The following is a 20444-nucleotide window of genomic DNA, read 5'->3' as shown; positions in this document are numbered from 1 at the left end:
TTTAGAGGGATCAAGCAGTACCACCTGCTGGCTATAGTCCGCTCAAGGATTTTTAGAAACGGGGCACACGCACAAACGGGGCGATGCAACTTTGAAGCGATTTCGGGAGGCTCCTGGCGCCCGGTCCTTCAGGCGTTTTTAAAAGTACTCACTGCCATAACAATAATGCACATGGAGTAGCGTCGATGACCTCAGTAAACCAGTTCTGGCGCCGGGCGAAACTGCCTCTGGCGGTCAGTCTTGCCTCCACGCTCGCCGGGCCCGCATTCGGCGTCAGCTTCAACGTCGGTGAAATCGAAGGCCAGTTCGACTCCTCGCTCTCCCTGGGCATGAGCGTGTCGACCCAGCAGCCGAACAAGGATCTTATTGGTGTCAACAACGGCGGCCGGGGCCTGTCCCAGACCTCCGACGACGGTCACTTGAACTTCAAGAGCGGGCAGGCCTTCTCGAAGATCTTCAAGGGCATCCACGACCTCGAACTGAAATACGGCGACACCGGTGTCTTCGTCCGGGGCAAGTACTGGTACGACTTCGCGCTGCAGAACCAGGACCTGGAATACAAGGACGTCAGCAACCACAACCGCGACGTGGCAGCCCGCTCTTCGGGCGGCCAGATTCTCGATGCGTTCATCTACCACAACTACGCCATTGCCGATGAGCCGGGTTCGGTGCGTCTGGGCAAGCAGGTGGTGAACTGGGGTGAAAGTACCTTCATCGGTGGCGGCATCAACTCGATCAACCCGATCGACGTTTCCGCCTTCCGCCGTCCGGGCGCCGAGATCAAGGAAGGCCTGATCCCGGTCAACATGTTCTACCTGTCCCAGAGCATCACCGAAAACCTGTCGGCCGAAGGTTTCTACCAGATCGACTGGCAGAAGACCGTGACCGACAACTGCGGCACCTTCTTCTCCCAGCCTGACATCGTGACCACCGGTTGCGACGACAACCTGCGCGTGCTGAACAAGCGCTCGACCATTCCAGGCGTTGCCCTCGGCCCGCTGGCGGCCGCCAATGTCGACGTCAACGAAGAGGGCGTGCTGGTGCGTCGCTCCCCGAACCGCAATGCGCGGGACAGCGGGCAGTGGGGCGTGTCCGCCAAGTACATGTTCGATCCGCTGGCCACCGAGTTCGGTGCCTACTTCATGAACTACCACAGCCGTGCGCCGATCTTCAGCGCGACCGGCGCGCCACAGTCGATCTATAACGGCGTCAAGGCTTTGCCTGGCCCATTCCAGGCATTGGGCCCTCTGGTGGTGGCGGGTAACTCCGAGTATTTCATCGAGTATCCAGAGGACATTCGCCTCTACGGTCTGAGCTTCTCCACCACCCTGCCTACCGGCACGGCGTGGAGCGGTGAGATCAGCTACCGGCCGAACGCGCCGGTGCAGCTGAACTCCACCGACATCCTGTTCGCCGGTGTGCGTCCGCTGGGCGGTGCGCTGACCAACGCCTCGATCCTCAATGGCGTTCCGGGCCAGGACCTGCACGGTTACAACCGCAAGGAAATCACCCAACTGCAGACCACCCTGACGCACTTCTTCGATCAGGTGATGGGCGCCAACCGCCTGACCCTGGTAGGTGAAGTCGGCGTGACCCACGTCGGCGGTCTGGAAAGCAAGTCCGAGGCCCGTTACGGCCGCGATCCGGTCTTCGGTCCGGGTGAACTGCCGTCCACTGGCGGCCTGAACACCTGCTCGCAGATCCTCAACACCTCGACCATCAACGGTGCCGGCCCTGGCGCATCGACCAGCAACCGCTCGAGCAATTGCGACAACAACGGTTTCACCACCGCTACTTCCTGGGGTTATCGCGCTCGTGCCATCTGGGATTACAGCGACGTGTTCGCCGGCGTGAACCTGAAGCCGAACGTGGCCTGGTCCCACGACGTCAAGGGTTACTCCCCGGGCCCTGGCGGCAACTTCGAGGAAGGCCGCAAGGCCATCAGCCTCGGGCTGGATGCCGAATACCAGAACACCTACACCGCAAGCCTGGCCTACACCAACTTCTTTGGTGGCGAATACAGCACGGTGGATGATCGCGACTTCGTTGCCCTCAGTGTTGGCGTGAACTTCTAAGCGCAGTTTTTTCAGGACGAACAAACCTATGAAAATAACAATGAATCTGTTCCACGCCGGTGTTCTGGGGCTCTCGCTGCTGGCGACCAGCGTGATGGCGGCGGTCCCTGCCGCCGAGGCCGACAAACTGGGCAAGAGCCTGACCCCGATGGGCGCCGAGATGGCGGGCAACGCCGACGGTTCGATCCCGGCCTGGAAGCCGCTGGCGAAGAATGCCGGCACCGTCGACAGCAAAGGCTTCCTGTCCGATCCGTACGGCAGTGAGAAACCGCTGTTCACCATCACCGCGCAGAACGTCGATCAGTACAAGGACAAGCTTGCGCCGGGCCAGTACGCGATGTTCAAGCGTTACCCGGATACCTTCAAGATGCCGGTCTACCCGTCCCATCGCGGTGCCACCGTGCCGGATGACGTGTTCGCCGCGATCAAGAAAAACGCAACGACCACCACGCTGGTGGCCGGTGGCAACGGTCTGGAAAATTTCCAGACCGCCATCCCGTTCCCGATCCCGAAAGACGGTCTGGAAGTCATCTGGAACCACATCACCCGCTATCGCGGTGGCAGCGTGACCCGTCTGGTGACCCAGGCGACGCCACAGACCAACGGCTCGTTCAGCCTGGTGTATTTCCAGGACCAGTTCGTGTTCCGCGACAAGATGAAGGATTACGATCCGGCCAACCCGGGCAACGTGCTGTTCTACTTCAAGCAGAAAGTGACCGCGCCGGCTCGTCTGGCAGGTACCGTGCTGCTGGTGCACGAGACCCTCGACCAGGTGAAGGAACCGCGCAAGGCCTGGGTCTATGCGACCGGTCAGCGCCGTGTGCGTCAGGCACCACAAGTGTCCTATGACGGTCCGGGTACTGCGGCGGACGGCCTGCGTACCTCCGACAACCTGGACATGTACAACGGTGCTCCGGATCGTTATGACTGGAAGCTCGAAGGCAAGAAAGAGATGTACATTGCCAACAACAGCTACAAGATCGATTCGCCGACGCTGAAGTACGCCGACATCATCAAGGCCGGCCACATCAATCAGGATCTGACCCGTTACGAGCTGCGTCGCGTCTGGCACGTGGTGGCTACCCTGAAACCGGGTCAGCGTCACATCTACGCCAAACGTGACTTCTTCATCGATGAAGATACCTGGCAGGCAGCGGTCATCGACCACTACGACGGTCGCGGTCAGCTGTGGCGCGTCGCCGAGGCCCATGCCGAGGACTACTACGACAAGCAAGTGCCGTGGTACGCGCTGGAAACCCTGTATGACCTGCAGTCGGGTCGCTATCTGGCGCTGGGTATGAAGAACGAAGAGAAGCAAGCCTATGACTTCGGCTTCTCTGCCAGTAAAAGCGAATTCCAGCCGGGCAACCTGGGCCAGGATGGTATCCGCTAAGCTGTAACCCGAGGCCGCATCCTCGAAAAAAACGCCCCGACTGGTTCGGGGCGTTTTTTTTGCGTCGTGATTTTGTAGCCATTTGTAGCAACAACTTCATATGTACGCCGTTTAAGGCTAGTCTGCGGACATCTGCTACGCCGCCAACAGCCATTCAAACAAGAGCCGGCCATGACTGATCTGTCCCCACTTCCGGGTCCCGCAAGCGTTGCCGTCGCGGCACTGGACGGACGTTTCTTTCGTCCCCCGCTGCCTGATGGATACGTATTGCGGCCACGACTTTGCGAGCGACTGCAAGCCGGGCTCGGTGGACGTCTGTTGCTGGTCTGCGCCCCGGCCGGGTTCGGCAAAAGTTCGCTGGCCGTGGAGTTCTGTCAAAGTCTGCCGGCGCACTGGCAAAGTCTGTGGCTGGGACTGAGCGCCCGGGACAGCGACCCGGGGCGCTTTCTCGAGCGTCTGCTCGAAGGCCTGCAGGACTACTTCCCGGAACTCGGCAGCCGCGCACTCGGCCTGTTGAAAATGCGCCAGCGTCATCAGCCGTTCGCCTTCGAGGAATGGCTCGACGGCCTGCTCGATGAGCTGGCACTGCACCTGCAACCGACCTCGCCGCTGTTATTGATACTGGACGACTACCACCTCGCCCAAGGGCCGGTACTCGACCGCTGCCTGCAATTTTTCCTCAATCATTTGCCCGATGGCCTGTTGGTCATGGTCACCAGCCGCCAGCGGCCGGACTGGCATCTCGCCCGACTGCGGCTGTCGCGACAGTTGCTGGAACTGCATGAACAGGATCTGCGCCTGACCCACGACGAAGCGCTGGCGTTGCTCGACCGTCACAGTAGCTCGCTGCGCGGCGAGGCCCTGGAAAACCTGATCCAGCGCAGCGAAGGCTGGGTGGCCGGGCTGCGCTTCTGGTTGCTGGCGGTGTCCGAGGCCGGGAGTGACGCAGCGTTGCCGCAGGCCTTGAACAGCGGGGAAGGGCTGATCCGTGATTACCTGCTGGAAGAAGTCATCGACTGCCTGCCGGCCGAGGTGCAGGCGTTTCTCTACGACACCGCGCCGCAGGAACGTTTTTGCAGCGAGCTGTGCGATGCGGTGCGCGAATCCCACGACAGTGCCGAGATTCTGCGCTTCCTGTTGGCGCATCAGGTGTTTCTGGTGCCGCTGGACGAACACGGGCACTGGTATCGCTATCACCATCTGTTTTCCGATCTGTTGCGCAGTCGGCCAATCGCTCGGGCGGTGGTGCCTGTTGCTACGCTGCACCTGCGCGCCTGTCGCTGGTTCAATGCTCAAGGCTTGCTGGATGAAGCCGTGGAACAGGCGCTGCGCGCAGGGCATCTGGATGTGGCGGCGAATCTTGTCCAGAACCTGTCCGAGGAACAGTTGCTCGCCGAGCAGAACGTCGGCATGTTGCTGCGCTGGAAGATGGACTTGCCGGACAGTCTGCTGATCAGCACACCACGCCTGATCGTGTTGTACAGCTGGGCGCTGGGGCTTGCCTGTCAGCTCGATGCGGCCGAGGAGCTTGCCAGTCACCTGAGCCGGTTTCTGCCGGCGCCATCGGCCACCGCACAGAAATCCATGCTCGCCCAGTGGCTGGCGCTCAAGGGCATCATCGCCCGAGGCCGGGGCCATCGCGAGCAGACCATCGAATATTGCAGCGAAGCGCTGGAGAGCCTGCCGGCCAAGCGATATGGCCAGCGCCTGATGTGTTTGTCGACCTTGTCCAACCTGGCGATTGCCGATGGTGATCTGTGGCGCGCACGAGGCTTGAACCGAGAATCCCTGGAGCTGGCGCAACGGGTCGGCAATCCGCTGTTCGAGGCACTGGCTCATTATGACCGCGCCCGGGTTTTGCAGGCACGGGGAGAGATCGTACGCTCGCTCGATGAAGTAAATCAGGGGCTCGAACGTCTGCGCGGCTTGTCAACGCAACGTCTGTATGCCGTGCGTGCGCGATTGACGCTGTATGAGGGTTTTCTGTTGGCCATGCGCTTGCAGCCCGAAGCGGCGCGAGCGCGATTGCAGGCCGGCCTGAGTGAAGCGCGAGCCTGCCGTGATATCAGCGTGTTGATCGGCCACTGTGTGATTGCCCGGCTCGACGGCAGCCTCGGCGATTATGCCCGGGCTTTCGCCGAACTGGCCGAAGCCGAGCGACTGATGCACATCTGGGACGTTCCACCGATCTACTACCTGGCGATGATCACCCTGGTCAAATGCGAGCTGTGGCTGGCACAGGGGCGGATTGACCTGGCCGAGGCCTGGCTGGCGCGACTGGGCCAGACTTACACCGGCGAGCGCGCCGCGGCACCACCGGAGTTTCATCCGCAGTTGCCGCTGCATGTCGAACTGCAGCAAGCGTTGCTGGACGTCATCAAGGGACAGCCCATGCTCGCCGAAGGGCGATTGAACGTGTTGCTGGAAAACGGCCAGCAAACCGGGCGACAGTTACTGTGCGTGATGGCATTGACGCAAAAGGTGGCGTTACTGCTGGCAAACAATCGTGAGCCTGAGGCCCGAAAAACCTTGGTCCAGGCAACGGACGCTGCCAGTGGCGGGGTGCTGCAGCCGTTTGATGTGTTGGTCAACGAACACGCTGACTGGTTGCGCGGGCAACTGATGCTGGCTGCCCCGAGCCTTGCAGGTCAGCAATTGCTGGCCCATTTCCCGCCTTCAGTGTCGCGTCCGGTTAACGATCCCTCGACGGCTGAACAGCTGAGCAGCCGGGAGCTGGCAGTCCTGCGACTGATTGCTCAAGGCTGTTCCAATCAGGAAATCAGCGAGCAGTTGTTCATTTCCCTGCACACCGTAAAAACCCACGCCAGCCATATCAACAGCAAGTTAGGGGTGGAGCGTCGCACGCAAGCAGTGGCGCGGGCGAAAGAGTTGGGGGTATTGGCCTGATCGTCGCCCGATCTGCCGGGCCTGTTCCTGGTCGCGGCAGGTGACATCAACGAGGCCGCTGATATCCTGTTGGAAATCGACTCGACAGCCTTTCTCATGAATAACCCAGTTTCCTCTCTTATCCGCGAAACCTTTCCCGTCGGCCCGCTCCAGTGTAACTGCACCATCATCGGCGACCCGATCACGAAAAAAGCCATCGTCGTCGACCCGGGTGGCAATCCCGAGCTGATCATGGCCCGACTCGACGCCCTGGACCTGAAAGTGGTCAGCATCATCCACACCCACGCGCACCTCGATCACTTCCTCGCCTCCGGTCAGATGAAAGAGAAAACCGGCGCGACCCTGCATTTGCACAAGGAGGACCAGTTCCTGTGGGACAACCTCGAGATGCAATGCCAGATGTTCGGCGTGCCTTACACCCCGGTGCCATCACCGGATCGCTGGCTGAGCGACGACGAAGAACTCGCCTGTGGCTGCGGCGTGGCGCTGCATACGCCGGGGCATACGCCCGGTTCCATGAGCTTTTGGTTTTCCGAGGCTAAGCTGTTGATTGCCGGTGACACGTTGTTCCGGCGCGGAGTAGGGCGCACGGATTTGTGGGGCGGCGATCAGGCGACCATCGTGCGATCGATCAAGCAGCGGCTGTACACACTGGACGAAGACGCGACCGTTGTGGCCGGACATGGCCCGGATACGCGTCTGGGCGATGAAATGCGGGAAAATCCGTTCGTGCGCGCCTAAACATTTTGTCACGAGTGCCCGGCGGAATTTTTGTGCATTGTCATGATCCAACGCCCGCAAAGGTCCATTGCCAAACGGCCGTTGCACCACAGAATGCAAAAAAGTAGGAGCTCTCCATGTTCACCACGCGTCGTTTGATTATTGTCGCTACTGCCGTAGCCGTACTGTCCGGCTGCGCCTCGCCCAACCCGTATGACAATCAGGGTCAGGCCGACGGTGGCTCCCAGGGCATGAGCAAAACCGCCAAGTACGGCGGCCTCGGTGCACTGGCCGGTGCGCTGGCCGGTGCTGCCATCGACCACAACAACCGTGGCAAGGGCGCCTTGATCGGCGCTGCCGTCGTCGGTGCTTCCGCTGCCGGTTACGGCTATTACGCCGACCAGCAAGAGAAGAAACTGCGCGCCAGCATGGCCAACACCGGTGTCGAGGTGCAGCGTCAGGGTGACCAGATCAAGCTGATCATGCCGGGCAACATCACCTTTGCCACCGATTCGGCGAACATCGCGCCAAGTTTCTATCAACCGCTGAACAACCTGGCGGGCTCGCTCAGGGAGTTCAACCAGAACCAGATTGAAATCGTCGGCTATACCGACAGCACCGGCAGCCGTCAGCACAACATGGACCTGTCCCAGCGTCGTGCGCAGAGCGTGGCGACCTACCTGACTTCGCAAGGCGTCAGCGGTGCCAACCTGTCGGCCCGTGGTGCCGGCCCGGATAATCCTGTTGCCAGCAACGGTGACGTCAATGGCCGTGCGCAGAACCGCCGCGTTGAAGTCAACCTGAAGGCGATCCCGGGCCAGCAGTACGGTGGTCAGCAGCAACAGCAGCCGGGTACGGTTCAGCAGTATCCGTAACCGCCAGGTACAAAAAAGCCCCCGGACAAGTGATTGTCCGGGGGCTTTTTGTTGGTGCGAAGACTGATTACTTCTTCAGACCGTAATGCTCATCCAGCATGCCAGGCGAGTTCGGAGTCTTCGGCGCGTAATCGCGCGGTGGCTCCTGGCTGTGCGGTGGCGTCAGGCGCTCCCGTGGAGCCTGTACTGCTTCGGAGTGCAGGGAGGCCAGCAGACGCTGACGGGTCTGTTCGTCCAGGGCCAGACGGTTGGCGCCCTCGGCGAGATGGTCCTGTACTTCCTGGTAGCTCTGGGTCAGTTTCTTGACCAGATTGGCGGTGCTGTTGAAGTGGGTCACCACTTCATTCTGATAACTGTCGAAACGTTCCTGAATGTCGTCCAGTTGACGCTGTGTGCGGCTGGGCGCGGCGTTCGGCGCAACGCGTGCGATCAGGAAACCAATGGCGACACCCACAACCAGGGCAAGAGTCGGTAACAACCAAACTAAGAGCGAGTGTTCCACGAGTCCTTCCTCTATAAACGGCTTTGCTTTACGTTAACGGCTCGAACCTGCGCTGTATACCGCGATTCACTCGCAATAGATTGGCACAGACAATTTGCTAGACGAGTCGACCCGATTCGAGGTCACGGAGTTCCTTCCTTGCTGATGCGTGAAACCCCTGTAGTGATTGATGGCCCGGTGGGTCAACTTGAATCCCTGTACCTGGACAACGAGCAGCCACGCGGCATCGCGCTGATCTGCCACCCCAACCCGGTGCAGGGCGGCACCATGCTCAACAAGGTCGTCTCGACCCTGCAGCGCACCGCGCGCGACGCGGGCCTGATTACCCTGCGTTTCAACTACCGCGGCGTCGGTGCCAGCGAAGGTTCCCATGACATGGGCAGCGGTGAAGTCGATGACGCTCAGGCCGCCGCCGCGTGGCTTCGGGAAAAACACCCGGATCTGCCGCTGACCCTGTTCGGTTTCTCCTTCGGTGGATTTGTTGCAGCAAGTCTCGGCGGTCGTCTTGAAGCCCAAGGCGTGGCGCTCAAGCATCTGTTCATGGTCGCGCCTGCGGTCATGCGCCTGGGCGATCAGGATCAGTTGCCGCAGCAGGGCGAACTCACGGTGATCCAGCCGGAAACCGACGAAGTGATCGATCCGCAACTGGTCTATGAATGGTCCGACAAACTCCAGCGCCCCCATGAGCTGCTGAAAGTGGCAGAATGCGGACACTTTTTTCATGGCAAGCTGACCGATCTCAAGGATCTGATCCTGCCGCGTCTCTCGAATTGATTGCAGTCTGACAAGCGATTACCCATGACGAACCGTACCCGCATCCTCACCGGCATCACCACCACCGGCACCCCGCACCTGGGCAACTACGCCGGCGCCATTCGCCCGGCGATCGTCGCCAGCCGTGACACGAACGCCGATTCGTTCTACTTCCTGGCCGACTACCACGCCCTGATCAAGTGCGATGACCCGTTGCGCATCCAGCGCTCGCGTCTGGAAATCGCCGCGACCTGGCTGGCCGGTGGTCTGGATGTGGACCGCGTGACCTTCTACCGCCAGTCCGACATTCCGGAAATCCCCGAGCTGACCTGGCTGCTGACCTGTGTCGCCGCCAAGGGCCTGCTCAACCGCGCCCACGCCTACAAGGCTTCGGTGGACAAGAACGTCGAGACCGGCGAAGACCCGGATGCCGGCATCACCATGGGCCTGTACAGCTATCCGGTGCTGATGGCGGCGGACATCCTGATGTTCAACGCGCACAAGGTGCCGGTCGGTCGCGACCAGATCCAGCACGTGGAAATGGCCCGTGACATCGGTCAGCGCTTCAACCACCTGTTCGGCCAGGGCAAAGAGTTCTTCACCATGCCCGAAGCGCTGATCGAGGAAAGCGTCGCTACGCTGCCGGGCCTGGACGGTCGCAAGATGTCCAAGAGCTACGACAACACCATCCCGCTGTTCTCCAGCGCCAAGGAAATGAAGGATGCGATCTCGCGGATCGTTACCGACTCCCGCGCGCCGGGCGAAGCGAAAGATCCGGACAACTCGCACCTGTTCACCCTGTTCCAGGCTTTCGCCACGCCGGCGCAGGCTGACGAGTTCCGCAGCGAGCTGCTGGGTGGTCTGGGTTGGGGTGAAGCGAAGAACCGTCTGTTCCAGTTGCTCGACAACGAGCTGGGCGAGTCCCGCGAGCGTTACCACCAGTTGATCGATCGTCCTGCAGATCTGGAAGACATCCTGCAACACGGCGCCAAGAAGGCCCGTGCGGTGGCGACGCCGTTCCTCAACGAACTGCGTGAAGCGGTCGGCCTGCGCTCCTTCGTCAATCAAGTCCAGGTTGCCGCGACCACCAAGAAGAAGGCCGCGAAAGCTGCGCGCTTCGTCAGCTTCCGCGAAGACGACGGCAGCTTCCGTTTCCGTCTGCTGGCGGCTGACGGCGAGCAATTGCTGCTGTCGCGCAACTTCGCCGACGGCAAGACCGCCGGCCAGGTGACCAAGCAACTGCAATCGGGTCAGGCGCTGGATGTACGCAGCGAAGACCTGAGCTTCAGCGTCTGGCTGGAAGGCGAGTGTGTCGGTGACAGCCCGGCGTTCGCCGACGCTGCTGCGCGGGACGCGGCCATTGAGGCCTTGCGGATCGCTCTGACACCGGTTCAGGAATAATCAACGGGCCGGCCCGACCAAGGGCCGATTGCCATTCCCACGGGCCATCGCTACAGTGACGGCCCGTTTTTGTTGCCTTGCTAACGAATTATGACGCCCCTAGAACGATATCAAGCTGATCTGAAACGCCCGGACTTCTTCCATGATGCGGCGCAGGAAACTGCCGTGCGTCACTTGCAACGCCTGTACGACGATCTGATCGCGGCCGAGCAGAACAAGCCGGGTTTGCTGGGCAAGCTGTTTGGCAAAAAGGATCAGACGCCGGTCAAGGGCCTGTACTTCTGGGGCGGCGTGGGTCGCGGCAAGACTTACCTGGTGGACACCTTCTTCGAAGCGCTGCCATTCAAGGAAAAGACCCGCACCCACTTCCACCGCTTCATGAAGCGCGTGCACGAAGAGATGAAAACCCTCGGCGGCGAGAAAAACCCGCTGACCATCATCGCCAAGCGTTTCGCGACTGAATCGCGGGTCATCTGCTTCGATGAATTCTTCGTATCCGACATCACCGACGCCATGATCCTTGGCACGCTGATGGAAGAACTGTTCAAGAACGGCGTGACTCTGGTCGCCACCTCGAACATCGTGCCGGACGGTCTGTACAAGGACGGCCTGCAACGCGCGCGCTTCCTGCCGGCCATCGCGCTGATCAAGCAGAACACCGAAATCGTCAACGTCGACAGCGGTGTCGACTACCGTCTGCGTCACCTCGAGCAGGCGGAACTGTTCCACTTCCCGCTCGACGAAGCCGCTCACGAAAGCCTGCGCAAGAGCTTCAGCGCGCTGACGCCTGAATGCACGGCGGCCGTGGAAAACGATGTGCTGATCATCGAGAACCGCGAAATCCGCGCCCTGCGTACTTGCGATGATGTGGCGTGGTTCGACTTCCGCGAACTGTGCGACGGCCCGCGTAGCCAGAACGACTACATCGAACTGGGCAAGATTTTCCACGCCGTGCTGCTCAGTGGCGTGGAGCAGATGAGCGTCACCACCGACGACATCGCCCGCCGCTTCATCAACATGGTCGACGAATTCTACGACCGTAACGTCAAGCTGATCATTTCTGCCGAAGTCGAGTTGAAAGACCTGTACACCGGCGGGCGCCTGACGTTCGAATTCCAGCGGACCCTCAGCCGTCTGCTGGAGATGCAATCCCACGAATTCCTGTCCCGGGCACACAAGCCTTAAACGGATTCGGCAAACAAAAAGGGCCTGCAGGTGCAGGCCCTTTTTTGTGTCTGGTCGAATCGTCAGGCAGCTTGCTGGAACTGCTGTCGGTACTGGTTCGGCGACAGTTCGGTGTGCTGGCGGAACAGGCGTGCGAAGAAGCTCGCGTCGTCGTAGCCGACTTCGTAGCTGATGGTCTTGATGCTCTTGCGACTGCCGGAGAGCAGGCCCTTGGCGGTCTCGATGCGTAGTCGTTGCAGGTAGTGCAGCGGCTTGTCACCGGTGGCGGTCTGGAAGCGGCGCATGAAGTTGCGGATGCTCATGCCGTGCTCGCGGGCCACGTCTTCGAAGCGGAACTTGTCGGCGAAATGCTCTTCGAGCCAGTGCTGGATCTGCAGGATGATCACGTCCTGGTGCAGCTTCTGGCCGCCGAAACCGATGCGGCCCGGTGAGTAGCTGCGCTGCACTTCATAAAGAATGTCGCGGGCCACGGCTTGCGCCACATTGGCACCGCAGAAACGCTCGATCAGATAGATGTAGAGGTCGCAGGCCGAGGTGGTACCGCCGGCGCAGTACAGGTTGTCGGCGTCGGTCAGGTGTTTGTCCTGATTGAGATAGACCTTGGGGAAGCGTTCGGCGAAGGCGTTGAAGAAGCGCCAGTAAGTGGTCGCTTCCTTGCCGTTGAGCAGGCCGGCCTCGGCCAGCCAGAACACCCCGGTGGCCTCGCCGCAGAGCACGGCGCCACGGGCGTGCTGTTCACGCAGCCACGGCAGCACCTGTGGATAACGTTGGCACAGCGTGTCGAAGTCATCCCAGAAGGCCGGGAGGATGATGACGTCGGCGTTTTCCAGACCGCCGTCCACCGGCATGACCACGTCACTGAAGCTGTTAACCGGTTTGCCGTCGGGGCTGACCAGGCGGGTTTCGAATGCCGGAGTCAGGCCGTGGCCCAGTTGTTTGCCGTAACGCAGGCTGGCCAGATGGAAGAAATCCTTGGCTTGCATGAGGGTGGAAGCGAAAACCCGGTCGATCGCCAGGATACTGACGCGCCGCAAGGGCGTGGAGACTTGCTTGGACATAATTCAACTTTTGTTTTTATAAGGGAAAGTGGTCACCAGACGGCTGGATCGTCTTATTTTTTGTCGGATGTGTCCAGTGTCCTGTAACGGGTGTGCGGCTTAGTCTCTGAAGGTCTGATCCCTCCAACAAGAACGAAAGGTGACGCATGATTCCCAGAACCCTGTTCAGCTCCGAGCACGAATTGTTCCGCGACAGCGTGCGGACTTTCCTTGAGAAAGAGGCGGTGCCGTTCCACGGGCAATGGGAAAAACAAGGCTACATTGACCGCAAACTCTGGAACAAGGCAGGGGAGGCGGGGATGCTCTGCTCGCATCTGCCTGAGGAATACGGTGGTTTGGGAGCGGACTTTCTGTACAGCGCGGTGGTCATCGAAGAAGTGGGGCGATTGGGCCTGACCGGCATCGGTTTCTCGCTGCATTCGGACATTGTTGCGCCGTACATCCTCCATTACGGCAGCGAGGCGCTGAAGCAGAAATACCTGCCGAAACTGGTGTCCGGGGAGATGGTCAGCGCCATCGCCATGACTGAACCTGGCGCCGGTTCCGACCTTCAAGGGGTCAAAACCACAGCGGTGCTGGACGGTGACGAGTATGTGATCAACGGCTCGAAGACCTTCATCACCAACGGTTTTCTGGCTGATCTGGTGATCGTCGTGGCCAAGACCGATCCCAAGGCGGGTGCGAAGGGCACCAGCCTGTTTCTGGTGGAAGCGAACACGCCGGGTTTCGACAAGGGCAAGCGCCTGGAGAAGGTCGGAATGAAGGCCCAGGACACGTCGGAGCTGTTCTTCCAGGACGTGCGAGTGCCGAAGGAAAATCTGTTGGGCCAGGCCGGAGCAGGTTTCAAGTACCTGATGCAGGAACTGCCGCAGGAGCGCCTGACCGTGGCGATAGGCGGGCTGGCTTCGGCCGAGGCAGCGTTGCAATGGACGCTGGACTACACCCGTGACCGCAAGGCGTTCGGCAAGGCAATCGCCGACTTTCAGAACACGCGCTTCAAGCTGGCAGAGATGGCCACCGAGATTCAGATCGGCCGGGTATTCGTCGACCGCTGTCTGGAACTGCATCTTCAGGGCAAACTGGATGTGCCGACGGCGGCAATGGCCAAATACTGGGGCACCGACCTGCAATGCAAGGTGCTCGACGAGTGCGTGCAGTTGCATGGCGGCTACGGCTTCATGTGGGAGTACCCGGTAGCCCGGGCGTGGGCGGATGCGCGGGTGCAGAGGATCTATGCCGGCACCAATGAAATCATGAAAGAGATTATTGCGCGGTCGCTTTGAGTTTTGCAGTGAATTGACAGGCCCCTTCGCGAGCAAGCTCGCTCCCACAGGTGATCACCGTGCCTGTGGGAGCGAGCTTGCTCGCGAAAGCGTTTTTTCTGCCAATCAAGGAGCCGGGTTCGGATGATCCTTGTGAATCGCTTCAATCCCTTCAAGCACTTCGTCTGAAAGATTCAGATAGAAACTGGCAATGTTGCTGTCCAGTTGCTCCAGCGTTGTCGCCCCGATGATGTTGCTGGTGACGAACGGTTGCCGATTGACGAAGGCCAACGCCATTTGCGCCGGATCCAGGCCATGCTCCCGGGCGAGTGCCACGTAACGGCTGCACGCCGCTTCCGATTGCGCGTTGAAGTAGCGGCTGAAGCGGCTGTAGAGGCTCAGGCGACCTTTTGGTGGACGGGCGCCACCTTCGTACTTGCCCGACAGGAAACCGAATGCCAGCGGCGAATAGGCGAGCAGGCCGCACTGTTCGCGAATGGCGATCTCGGCCAGACCGACTTCGAAGCTGCGATTGAGCAGGTTATACGGGTTCTGGATCGATACCGCGCGCGGCCAGCCACGGGCTTCGGCCAGGGCCAGAAAGCGCATGGTGCCCCACGGGGTTTCGTTGGACAGACCGATGTGGCGGATCTTGCCGGCCTTCACTTGCTCGTCGAGCGCTTCGAGGGTGTCTTCGAGCGGGGTGAGGTTGGCTTCGATTTTGTGCTTGTAGCCCAGTTGTCCGAAAAAGTTGGTGCTGCGCTCCGGCCAGTGCAGTTGATACAGGTCGATGTAGTCGGTCTGCAGGCGCTTGAGGCTGGCGTCCACGGCTTCGGTGATGTGCTGGCGGTTATGACGCAGGTTTTTGTCGCGGATGTAATCGATGGTGTTGCCGGGGCCGGCGATCTTGCTGGCGAGGATCCAGTCGGCGCGGTCGCCGCGACTCTTGAAATAATTGCCGATGTAGCGCTCGGTGGTGGCATAGGTTTCGGCTTTCGGCGGCACCGGATACATCTCGGCGGTGTCGATGAAATTGATCCCGGCGCCCTTGGCCCGCTCGATCTGGGCGAAGGCTTCAGCTTCAGTGTTTTGCTCGCCCCAGGTCATGGTGCCGAGGCAGATTGCACTCACGTTCAGGTCGGTACGGCCTAGCTGGCGATAGTCCATCGGGTGCTCCTTGGGCAAAACAAGCATAAAAGCAGGTTGAAATTTTTTTCGCAATCTGCATAATTGCCGACCTCTTTCTGCAGTGGAAGTGATGCGCCGCCGCCGAAGAATCTTGCCGTTGAACGGACGCGCCGACCCGAGCCCCCGAAAGCGTCTGTATCCGGCTGCCTTTGACTTGTCAAAGTACGCACTATTCAGTAAGATCCGCCGTCTTATTTACAGGCGGCCCCTGAGGCTATAAAGAATGAAAACTTTTACTGCTAAACCGGAAACAGTAAAGCGCGACTGGTTTGTCGTCGACGCTGCTGGTCAGACCCTGGGTCGTCTGGCCACCGAAATCGCGAGCCGTCTGCGTGGCAAGCACAAGCCTGAGTACACTCCTCACGTTGACACCGGCGACTACATCGTCGTAATCAACGCTGAGCAGATCCGTGTTACCGGTGCTAAAACCACTGACAAAATGTACTACTCCCACTCCGGTTTCCCGGGCGGTATCAAGTCGATCAACTTTGAAAAACTGATCGCCAAGGCCCCTGAGCGCGTGATCGAGACCGCGGTTAAAGGCATGCTGCCTAAGAACCCGCTGGGTCGCGACATGTACCGTAAGCTGAAAGTCTATGCGGGCGCTGCACACCCTCATACTGCTCAGCAGCCCCAAGAACTGAAGATTTAACGGAATAGTTCATTATGTCGGCGACTCAAAATTACGGCACTGGCCGTCGCAAGACCGCAACCGCACGCGTTTTCCTGCGTCCGGGTACTGGTAACATCTCCATCAACAACCGTTCGCTGGATTCGTTCTTCGGCCGCGAAACTGCCCGCATGGTAGTTCGTCAGCCGCTGGAACTGACCGAGACTGTCGAGAAATTCGACATCTACGTCACCGTGATCGGCGGTGGTGTAAGTGGTCAGGCTGGCGCAATCCGCCACGGTATCACTCGCGCTCTGATGGACTACGACGAAACCCTGCGTAGCGCTCTGCGCAAAGCTGGCTTCGTTACCCGCGACGCCCGTGAAGTTGAACGTAAGAAAGTTGGTCTGCGTAAAGCGCGTAAGCGTCCGCAGTACTCGAAGCGTTAATTTCGCTTCCACGTTCAAAAAAAACGCCCGATTCCTCACGGAACCGGGCGTTTTTTTATGCGTGCGATTTCTCGAATAATTGCGCTGTGACAACTTGCCACATTCGTAGACCCCCTATACTACAAGGCTTGAGGGCCAGCCCTCCGGGTAATTACCTTGTCAGAATTGGGGGTTTTCATTACCATTCGGCAAAATTTTTATAAGTACATTGTTTCATATTTAGTAGATGCCTGATTTAACAGGCCACAAAGCTGATGGGAGAGGACTGAATGAGCAATGACGGCGTGAATGCAGGCCGGCGTCGCTTCTTGGTAGCGGCCACATCCGTGGTGGGTGCTGCAGGAGCGGTGGGGGCTGCGGTCCCGTTCGTGGGGTCATGGTTTCCCAGTGCCAAGGCGAAGGCTGCCGGCGCACCGGTGAAAGTGAATGTCAGCAAGATCGAGCCCGGACAGCAGATGATTGCTGAATGGCGCGGCCAGCCGGTATTCATTGTTCGCCGTACTGCGGAAATCCTGGGGAATCTCAAGAAGATCGAGGGCCAGCTCTCCGATCCGACCTCCAAAAACTCCACGCAACCCACCTATGTCGACCCTGAAGTGCGTTCGATCAAGCCGGAAATCCTGCTGCTGATCGGGATCTGCACTCACCTGGGTTGCTCACCGACCTTCCGTCCCGAAGTGGCGCCCGCGGATCTGGGCAAAGACTGGGTAGGCGGCTATTTCTGCCCTTGCCACGGTTCCCACTACGATCTGGCTGGCCGCGTCTACAAGTCGCAACCTGCGCCTTTGAACCTGCCAGTACCCCCGCATTCCTATGAGACCGATGACCTGATTGTCATTGGCGTCGATACGGAGAAAGCGTGATGAGCAAGTTCATGGATTGGGTTGATGCGCGCTTCCCCGCCACCAAAATGTGGGAAGACCATCTCAGCAAGTATTACGCACCAAAAAACTTCAACTTTTTCTACTTCTTCGGCTCGCTGGCACTGCTCGTTCTGGTCAACCAGATCGTCACCGGTGTCTGGCTGACCATGAGCTACACCCCGTCGGCTGAAGAGGCGTTTGCCTCCGTCGAATACATCATGCGCGACGTCGAGTACGGCTCGATCCTGCGGTTGCTTCACTCCACCGGCGCTTCGGCGTTCTTCATCGTGGTCTATCTGCACATGTTCCGTGGCCTGCTCTACGGTTCGTACCAGAAGCCGCGGGAGCTGGTGTGGGTGTTCGGCATGCTGATCTACCTGGCGCTGATGGCTGAAGCCTTCATGGGTTACCTGCTGCCATGGGGTCAGATGTCTTACTGGGGCGCCCAGGTGATCATCTCGCTGTTCGGTGCGATTCCGGTCATCGGCAACGACCTGACTCAGTGGATCCGTGGTGACTACCTGATTTCCGGAATCACCTTGAACCGCTTCTTCGCCCTGCACGTTGTAGCTCTGCCGATCGTGATTCTCGGTCTGGTGGTGCTGCACATTCTGGCGCTGCACGAAGTGGGTTCGAACAACCCCGACGGCGTGGACATCAAGAAGCACAAGGACGAAAACGGCATCCCGCTGGATGGCATTGCCTTCCATCCGTACTACACCGTGAAAGACATCGTCGGTGTGGTGGTCTTCCTGTTCATCTTCTGCTTCATTGTGTTCTTCTTCCCGGAAATGGGTGGCTACTTCCTCGAAAAACCAAACTTCGAGCAAGCCAACCCGTTCAAGACGCCAGAGCACATTGCACCGGTCTGGTACTTCACGCCGTTCTACGCGATCTTGCGTGCGATCCCGGACAAACTCATGGGCGTTATCGCCATGGGTGCCTCGATTGCCTTGCTGTTCGTGCTGCCATGGCTTGATCGTAGCCCGGTCAAATCGATGCGCTACAAAGGCTGGATGAGCAAAATCTGGCTGGTGGTGTTCTGCATTTCCTTCGTGATTCTCGGCATTCTGGGTGTTCTGGCCCCGACGCCGGAGCGCACGCTGGTGTCGCAGGTCTGCACCTTCCTGTACTTCGCCTACTTCATTCTGATGCCGTTCTACACCAGGCTCGAGAAGACCAAACCGGTTCCGGAAAGGGTGACTGGCTGATGAAAAAGTTATTTTTTGCTCTGATTTTTGCTGCTCTGCCTGTGTTGTCCTTTGCTGCGGAGCACGGTGGTCCGGAACTGGAAAAAGTCGACATCGACGTTTCCGACAAGGCCGCCCTGCAGGATGGTGCGCGTACCTTCGCCAACTATTGCATGGGTTGCCACAGCGCCAAGTTCCAGCGTTACGAGCGTGTTGCCGATGACCTCGGTGTTCCGCACGAAATGATGCTGGAGAAGCTGGTGTTCACTGGTGCCAAGATCGGCGATCACATGAACATCGGCATGCAGCCGGCCGACGCCAAGACCTGGTTCGGTGCAGCGCCACCGGACCTGACCCTGGTGGCGCGTGTTCGTGGTACCGACTGGCTGTATGGTTATCTGCGTTCGTTTTATGAGGATCCGGCGCGTCCGTGGGGCGTGAACAATAAGGTCTTCCCGAACGTCGGCATGCCTAACGTGCTGGTCGGTCTGCAGGGTCGTCAGGTCGTGGGTTGCAAGCAGGTGCAGATCGTCGAGGACGGCAAGAAGCAGTACGATCCGCTGACCGGTACGCCTCTGACTCATGAGGCGTGCGATCAGCTGACCATCGTGCCGAAAACCGGAACCCTGAACGAAGAGCAGTTCGATGAGAAGGTCAAGAATCTGGTAACCTTCCTGGCTTACTCGGCTAACCCGGTTAAGCTGCAACATCAGCGCATCGGTACTTACGTCTTGCTGTACCTGGCGTTCTTCTTTGTGTTCGCCTACCTGCTCAAGCGTGAATACTGGAAAGACGTGCACTGATAACGCTTCAAGCAATTGCTGTTAATCGCGCGCGCCCAAGGGCGCCTCTGAAAACGCAAGGCCTGGTCAGCCAGGTTTTGCGGGAGGCGCCCTCTGGGCGCGCGCGTTTTTCCGGCTCCGACTATTTCAACAAGCGAGGAGGATCGCCATGGGCGTGACCAATCGGTTGGCCTGTTACTCCGACCCCGCCGACCACTATTCCCACCGAGTGCGCATCGTGCTTGCAGAGAAGGGTGTCAGCGCCGAAATCATTTTTGTGGAGGCTGGTCGTCAGCCGCCTAAACTGATTGAAGTGAACCCTTACGGCAGTCTCCCGACGCTGGTCGATCGTGACCTGGCGTTGTGGGAGTCGACCGTGGTGATGGAGTATCTGGATGAGCGTTACCCGCATCCGCCATTGATGCCTGTGTACCCGGTGGCGCGTGCCAACAGTCGTCTGTTGATGCACCGCATCCAGCGTGACTGGTGTGGTCTGGTGGATCTGATTCTGGATTCACGCACCAAGGAAGCTGCGCGTGTCGTGGCGCGCAAGGAATTGCGTGAAAGCCTGACGGGCGTTTCGCCGCTGTTCGCCGACAAGCCGTTTTTCCTCAGTGAGGAACAAAGTCTGGTGGATTGCTGCCTATTGCCAATACTCTGGCGTTTGCCGATTCTGGGTATAGAACTGCCGCGGCCGGCCAAGCCGCTGCTTGATTATATGGAGCGTCAATTTGCGCGTGAGGCTTTCCAGGCGAGTCTGTCTGGTGTCGAACGCGACATGCGCTAAGGCTTAAGGAGCCGCTATGAACTCCAGTCGACCTTATCTGGTCCGCGCGCTCTACGAGTGGATTGTGGATAACGATTGCACCCCGCACATGCTGGTCAATTCCGAGTACCCGGCAGTGCAGGTGCCACAGGGCTTTGCCAGTGACGGGCAGATTGTCCTGAATATTTCACCGAGTGCCGTGCGTCATTTGCATATGGACAACGACGTGGTGACTTTCGAAGGTCGCTTCGGTGGTGTTCCGCACAGCCTGTACGTGCCGATTGCTGCGATTCTGGGTATCTACGCCCGGGAAAACGGTCAGGGCATGGTGTTCGATCTGGAGTCGCCGATGGATGACGAAGACGAGATCGAGCAGGATGACGATATTCCGCCACCAGACAGCGAACCACCGCGCCCAAGCGGTCGGCCAAGCCTGAAAGTGGTGAAGTAATAAAAAAGGCGATC

Annotated in this window: 19 protein-coding genes; 16 read left to right on the top strand and 3 right to left on the bottom strand. The window is 59.4% G+C overall.

The window, feature by feature from the left end; translation table 11 throughout:
* Positions 1 to 185 precede the first annotated feature (185 nt).
* The 5 genes from M5B98_RS11080 to M5B98_RS11060 all read left to right on the top strand — a co-directional run bounded on the left by M5B98_RS11080 (position 186) and on the right by M5B98_RS11060 (position 7970).
* Positions 186 to 2075: a DUF1302 domain-containing protein gene (locus M5B98_RS11080; RefSeq protein ID WP_248742710.1), complete on the top strand. Its 1890-nt coding sequence runs from the start codon at positions 186 to 188 to the stop codon at positions 2073 to 2075.
* Between the two features lie 28 nt (positions 2076 to 2103).
* Positions 2104 to 3468, top strand: coding sequence for a DUF1329 domain-containing protein (locus M5B98_RS11075; protein ID WP_248742709.1), 1365 nt, complete (start codon positions 2104 to 2106; stop codon positions 3466 to 3468).
* Between the two features lie 171 nt (positions 3469 to 3639).
* On the top strand, positions 3640 to 6375 hold the full coding sequence (locus M5B98_RS11070; RefSeq protein ID WP_248742708.1) for a LuxR C-terminal-related transcriptional regulator: 2736 nt from the start codon (positions 3640 to 3642) through the stop codon (positions 6373 to 6375).
* Positions 6376 to 6471: 96 nt separating this feature from the next.
* Positions 6472 to 7116, top strand: coding sequence for an MBL fold metallo-hydrolase (locus tag M5B98_RS11065; protein ID WP_248742707.1), 645 nt, complete (start codon positions 6472 to 6474; stop codon positions 7114 to 7116).
* A gap of 116 nt (positions 7117 to 7232) precedes the next feature.
* Positions 7233 to 7970 carry an OmpA family protein gene (locus M5B98_RS11060; protein ID WP_085709335.1) on the top strand — a complete coding sequence of 246 codons (738 nt, stop codon included), beginning with the start codon at positions 7233 to 7235 and terminating at the stop codon, positions 7968 to 7970.
* 67 nt (positions 7971 to 8037) lie between these two features.
* On the opposite strand, the gene M5B98_RS11055 is transcribed toward M5B98_RS11060, so the two are convergent.
* The gene (locus M5B98_RS11055) at positions 8038 to 8472 is read right to left on the bottom strand and encodes a YhcB family protein (RefSeq protein WP_085709336.1); all 435 of its coding nucleotides are present in this window, start codon (positions 8470 to 8472) and stop codon (positions 8038 to 8040) included.
* Positions 8473 to 8616: 144 nt separating this feature from the next.
* Here M5B98_RS11055 and M5B98_RS11050 point away from each other — a divergent pair, with 144 nt between their 5' ends.
* From M5B98_RS11050 to zapE, 3 genes are all read left to right on the top strand, one after another.
* On the top strand, positions 8617 to 9246 hold the full coding sequence (locus M5B98_RS11050; protein ID WP_248742763.1) for an alpha/beta hydrolase: 630 nt from the start codon (positions 8617 to 8619) through the stop codon (positions 9244 to 9246).
* Positions 9247 to 9270: 24 nt separating this feature from the next.
* A complete protein-coding gene (locus M5B98_RS11045) occupies positions 9271 to 10626 on the top strand; it encodes a tryptophan--tRNA ligase (protein ID WP_248742706.1) in 1356 nt (451 codons plus the stop codon).
* A 90-nt stretch (positions 10627 to 10716) separates the two neighbouring features.
* Positions 10717 to 11811 carry a cell division protein ZapE gene (gene zapE / locus M5B98_RS11040; protein WP_248742705.1) on the top strand — a complete coding sequence of 365 codons (1095 nt, stop codon included), beginning with the start codon at positions 10717 to 10719 and terminating at the stop codon, positions 11809 to 11811.
* A 62-nt stretch (positions 11812 to 11873) separates the two neighbouring features.
* Here the strand turns inward: zapE and M5B98_RS11035 are convergent, their stop codons facing one another.
* Positions 11874 to 12770 (bottom strand): GlxA family transcriptional regulator, encoded by an 897-nt coding sequence (locus tag M5B98_RS11035; RefSeq protein WP_170931599.1) that lies wholly within the window; start codon positions 12768 to 12770, stop codon positions 11874 to 11876.
* A 245-nt stretch (positions 12771 to 13015) separates the two neighbouring features.
* Here M5B98_RS11035 and M5B98_RS11030 point away from each other — a divergent pair, with 245 nt between their 5' ends.
* Positions 13016 to 14152, top strand: a complete 1137-nt coding sequence (locus tag M5B98_RS11030) for an acyl-CoA dehydrogenase family protein (RefSeq protein ID WP_248742704.1) — start codon at positions 13016 to 13018, stop codon at positions 14150 to 14152.
* Positions 14153 to 14257: 105 nt separating this feature from the next.
* On the opposite strand, the gene M5B98_RS11025 is transcribed toward M5B98_RS11030, so the two are convergent.
* Positions 14258 to 15298 carry an NADP(H)-dependent aldo-keto reductase gene (locus M5B98_RS11025; protein ID WP_248742703.1) on the bottom strand — a complete coding sequence of 347 codons (1041 nt, stop codon included), beginning with the start codon at positions 15296 to 15298 and terminating at the stop codon, positions 14258 to 14260.
* Between the two features lie 244 nt (positions 15299 to 15542).
* On the opposite strand from M5B98_RS11025, the gene rplM reads away from it, so the two are divergent.
* The 7 genes from rplM (at position 15543) to M5B98_RS10990 (ending at position 20430) form a co-directional block, all read left to right on the top strand.
* On the top strand, positions 15543 to 15971 hold the full coding sequence (gene rplM, locus M5B98_RS11020) for a 50S ribosomal protein L13 (protein ID WP_003228062.1): 429 nt from the start codon (positions 15543 to 15545) through the stop codon (positions 15969 to 15971).
* Between the two features lie 14 nt (positions 15972 to 15985).
* Positions 15986 to 16378, top strand: coding sequence for a 30S ribosomal protein S9 (gene rpsI, locus M5B98_RS11015; protein ID WP_007961615.1), 393 nt, complete (start codon positions 15986 to 15988; stop codon positions 16376 to 16378).
* Between the two features lie 269 nt (positions 16379 to 16647).
* Entirely contained in the window at positions 16648 to 17241 is a 594-nt protein-coding gene (petA, locus tag M5B98_RS11010; protein WP_003228055.1) for a ubiquinol-cytochrome c reductase iron-sulfur subunit, read from the top strand.
* Positions 17241 to 18452, top strand: coding sequence for a cytochrome b (locus M5B98_RS11005; RefSeq protein ID WP_064589124.1), 1212 nt, complete (start codon positions 17241 to 17243; stop codon positions 18450 to 18452). Before petA ends, M5B98_RS11005 begins: the two co-directional genes overlap by 1 nt.
* Positions 18452 to 19234, top strand: coding sequence for a cytochrome c1 (locus tag M5B98_RS11000; RefSeq protein ID WP_064383969.1), 783 nt, complete (start codon positions 18452 to 18454; stop codon positions 19232 to 19234). The genes M5B98_RS11005 and M5B98_RS11000 overlap by 1 nt, the downstream gene beginning before the upstream one ends.
* A gap of 148 nt (positions 19235 to 19382) precedes the next feature.
* Positions 19383 to 20000 (top strand): glutathione S-transferase N-terminal domain-containing protein, encoded by a 618-nt coding sequence (locus tag M5B98_RS10995; protein WP_085709342.1) that lies wholly within the window; start codon positions 19383 to 19385, stop codon positions 19998 to 20000.
* 16 nt (positions 20001 to 20016) lie between these two features.
* Positions 20017 to 20430, top strand: a complete 414-nt coding sequence (locus M5B98_RS10990; RefSeq protein ID WP_065261496.1) for a ClpXP protease specificity-enhancing factor — start codon at positions 20017 to 20019, stop codon at positions 20428 to 20430.
* The last annotated feature ends 14 nt before the right edge of the window (positions 20431 to 20444 follow it).

It is taken from the genome of Pseudomonas sp. MWU12-3088, from assembly GCF_023242405.1.
GTDB classification, from domain to species: Bacteria; Pseudomonadota; Gammaproteobacteria; order Pseudomonadales; family Pseudomonadaceae; genus Aquipseudomonas; species Aquipseudomonas kribbensis.
This window is presented reverse-complemented; position numbering and strand designations above follow the sequence as displayed.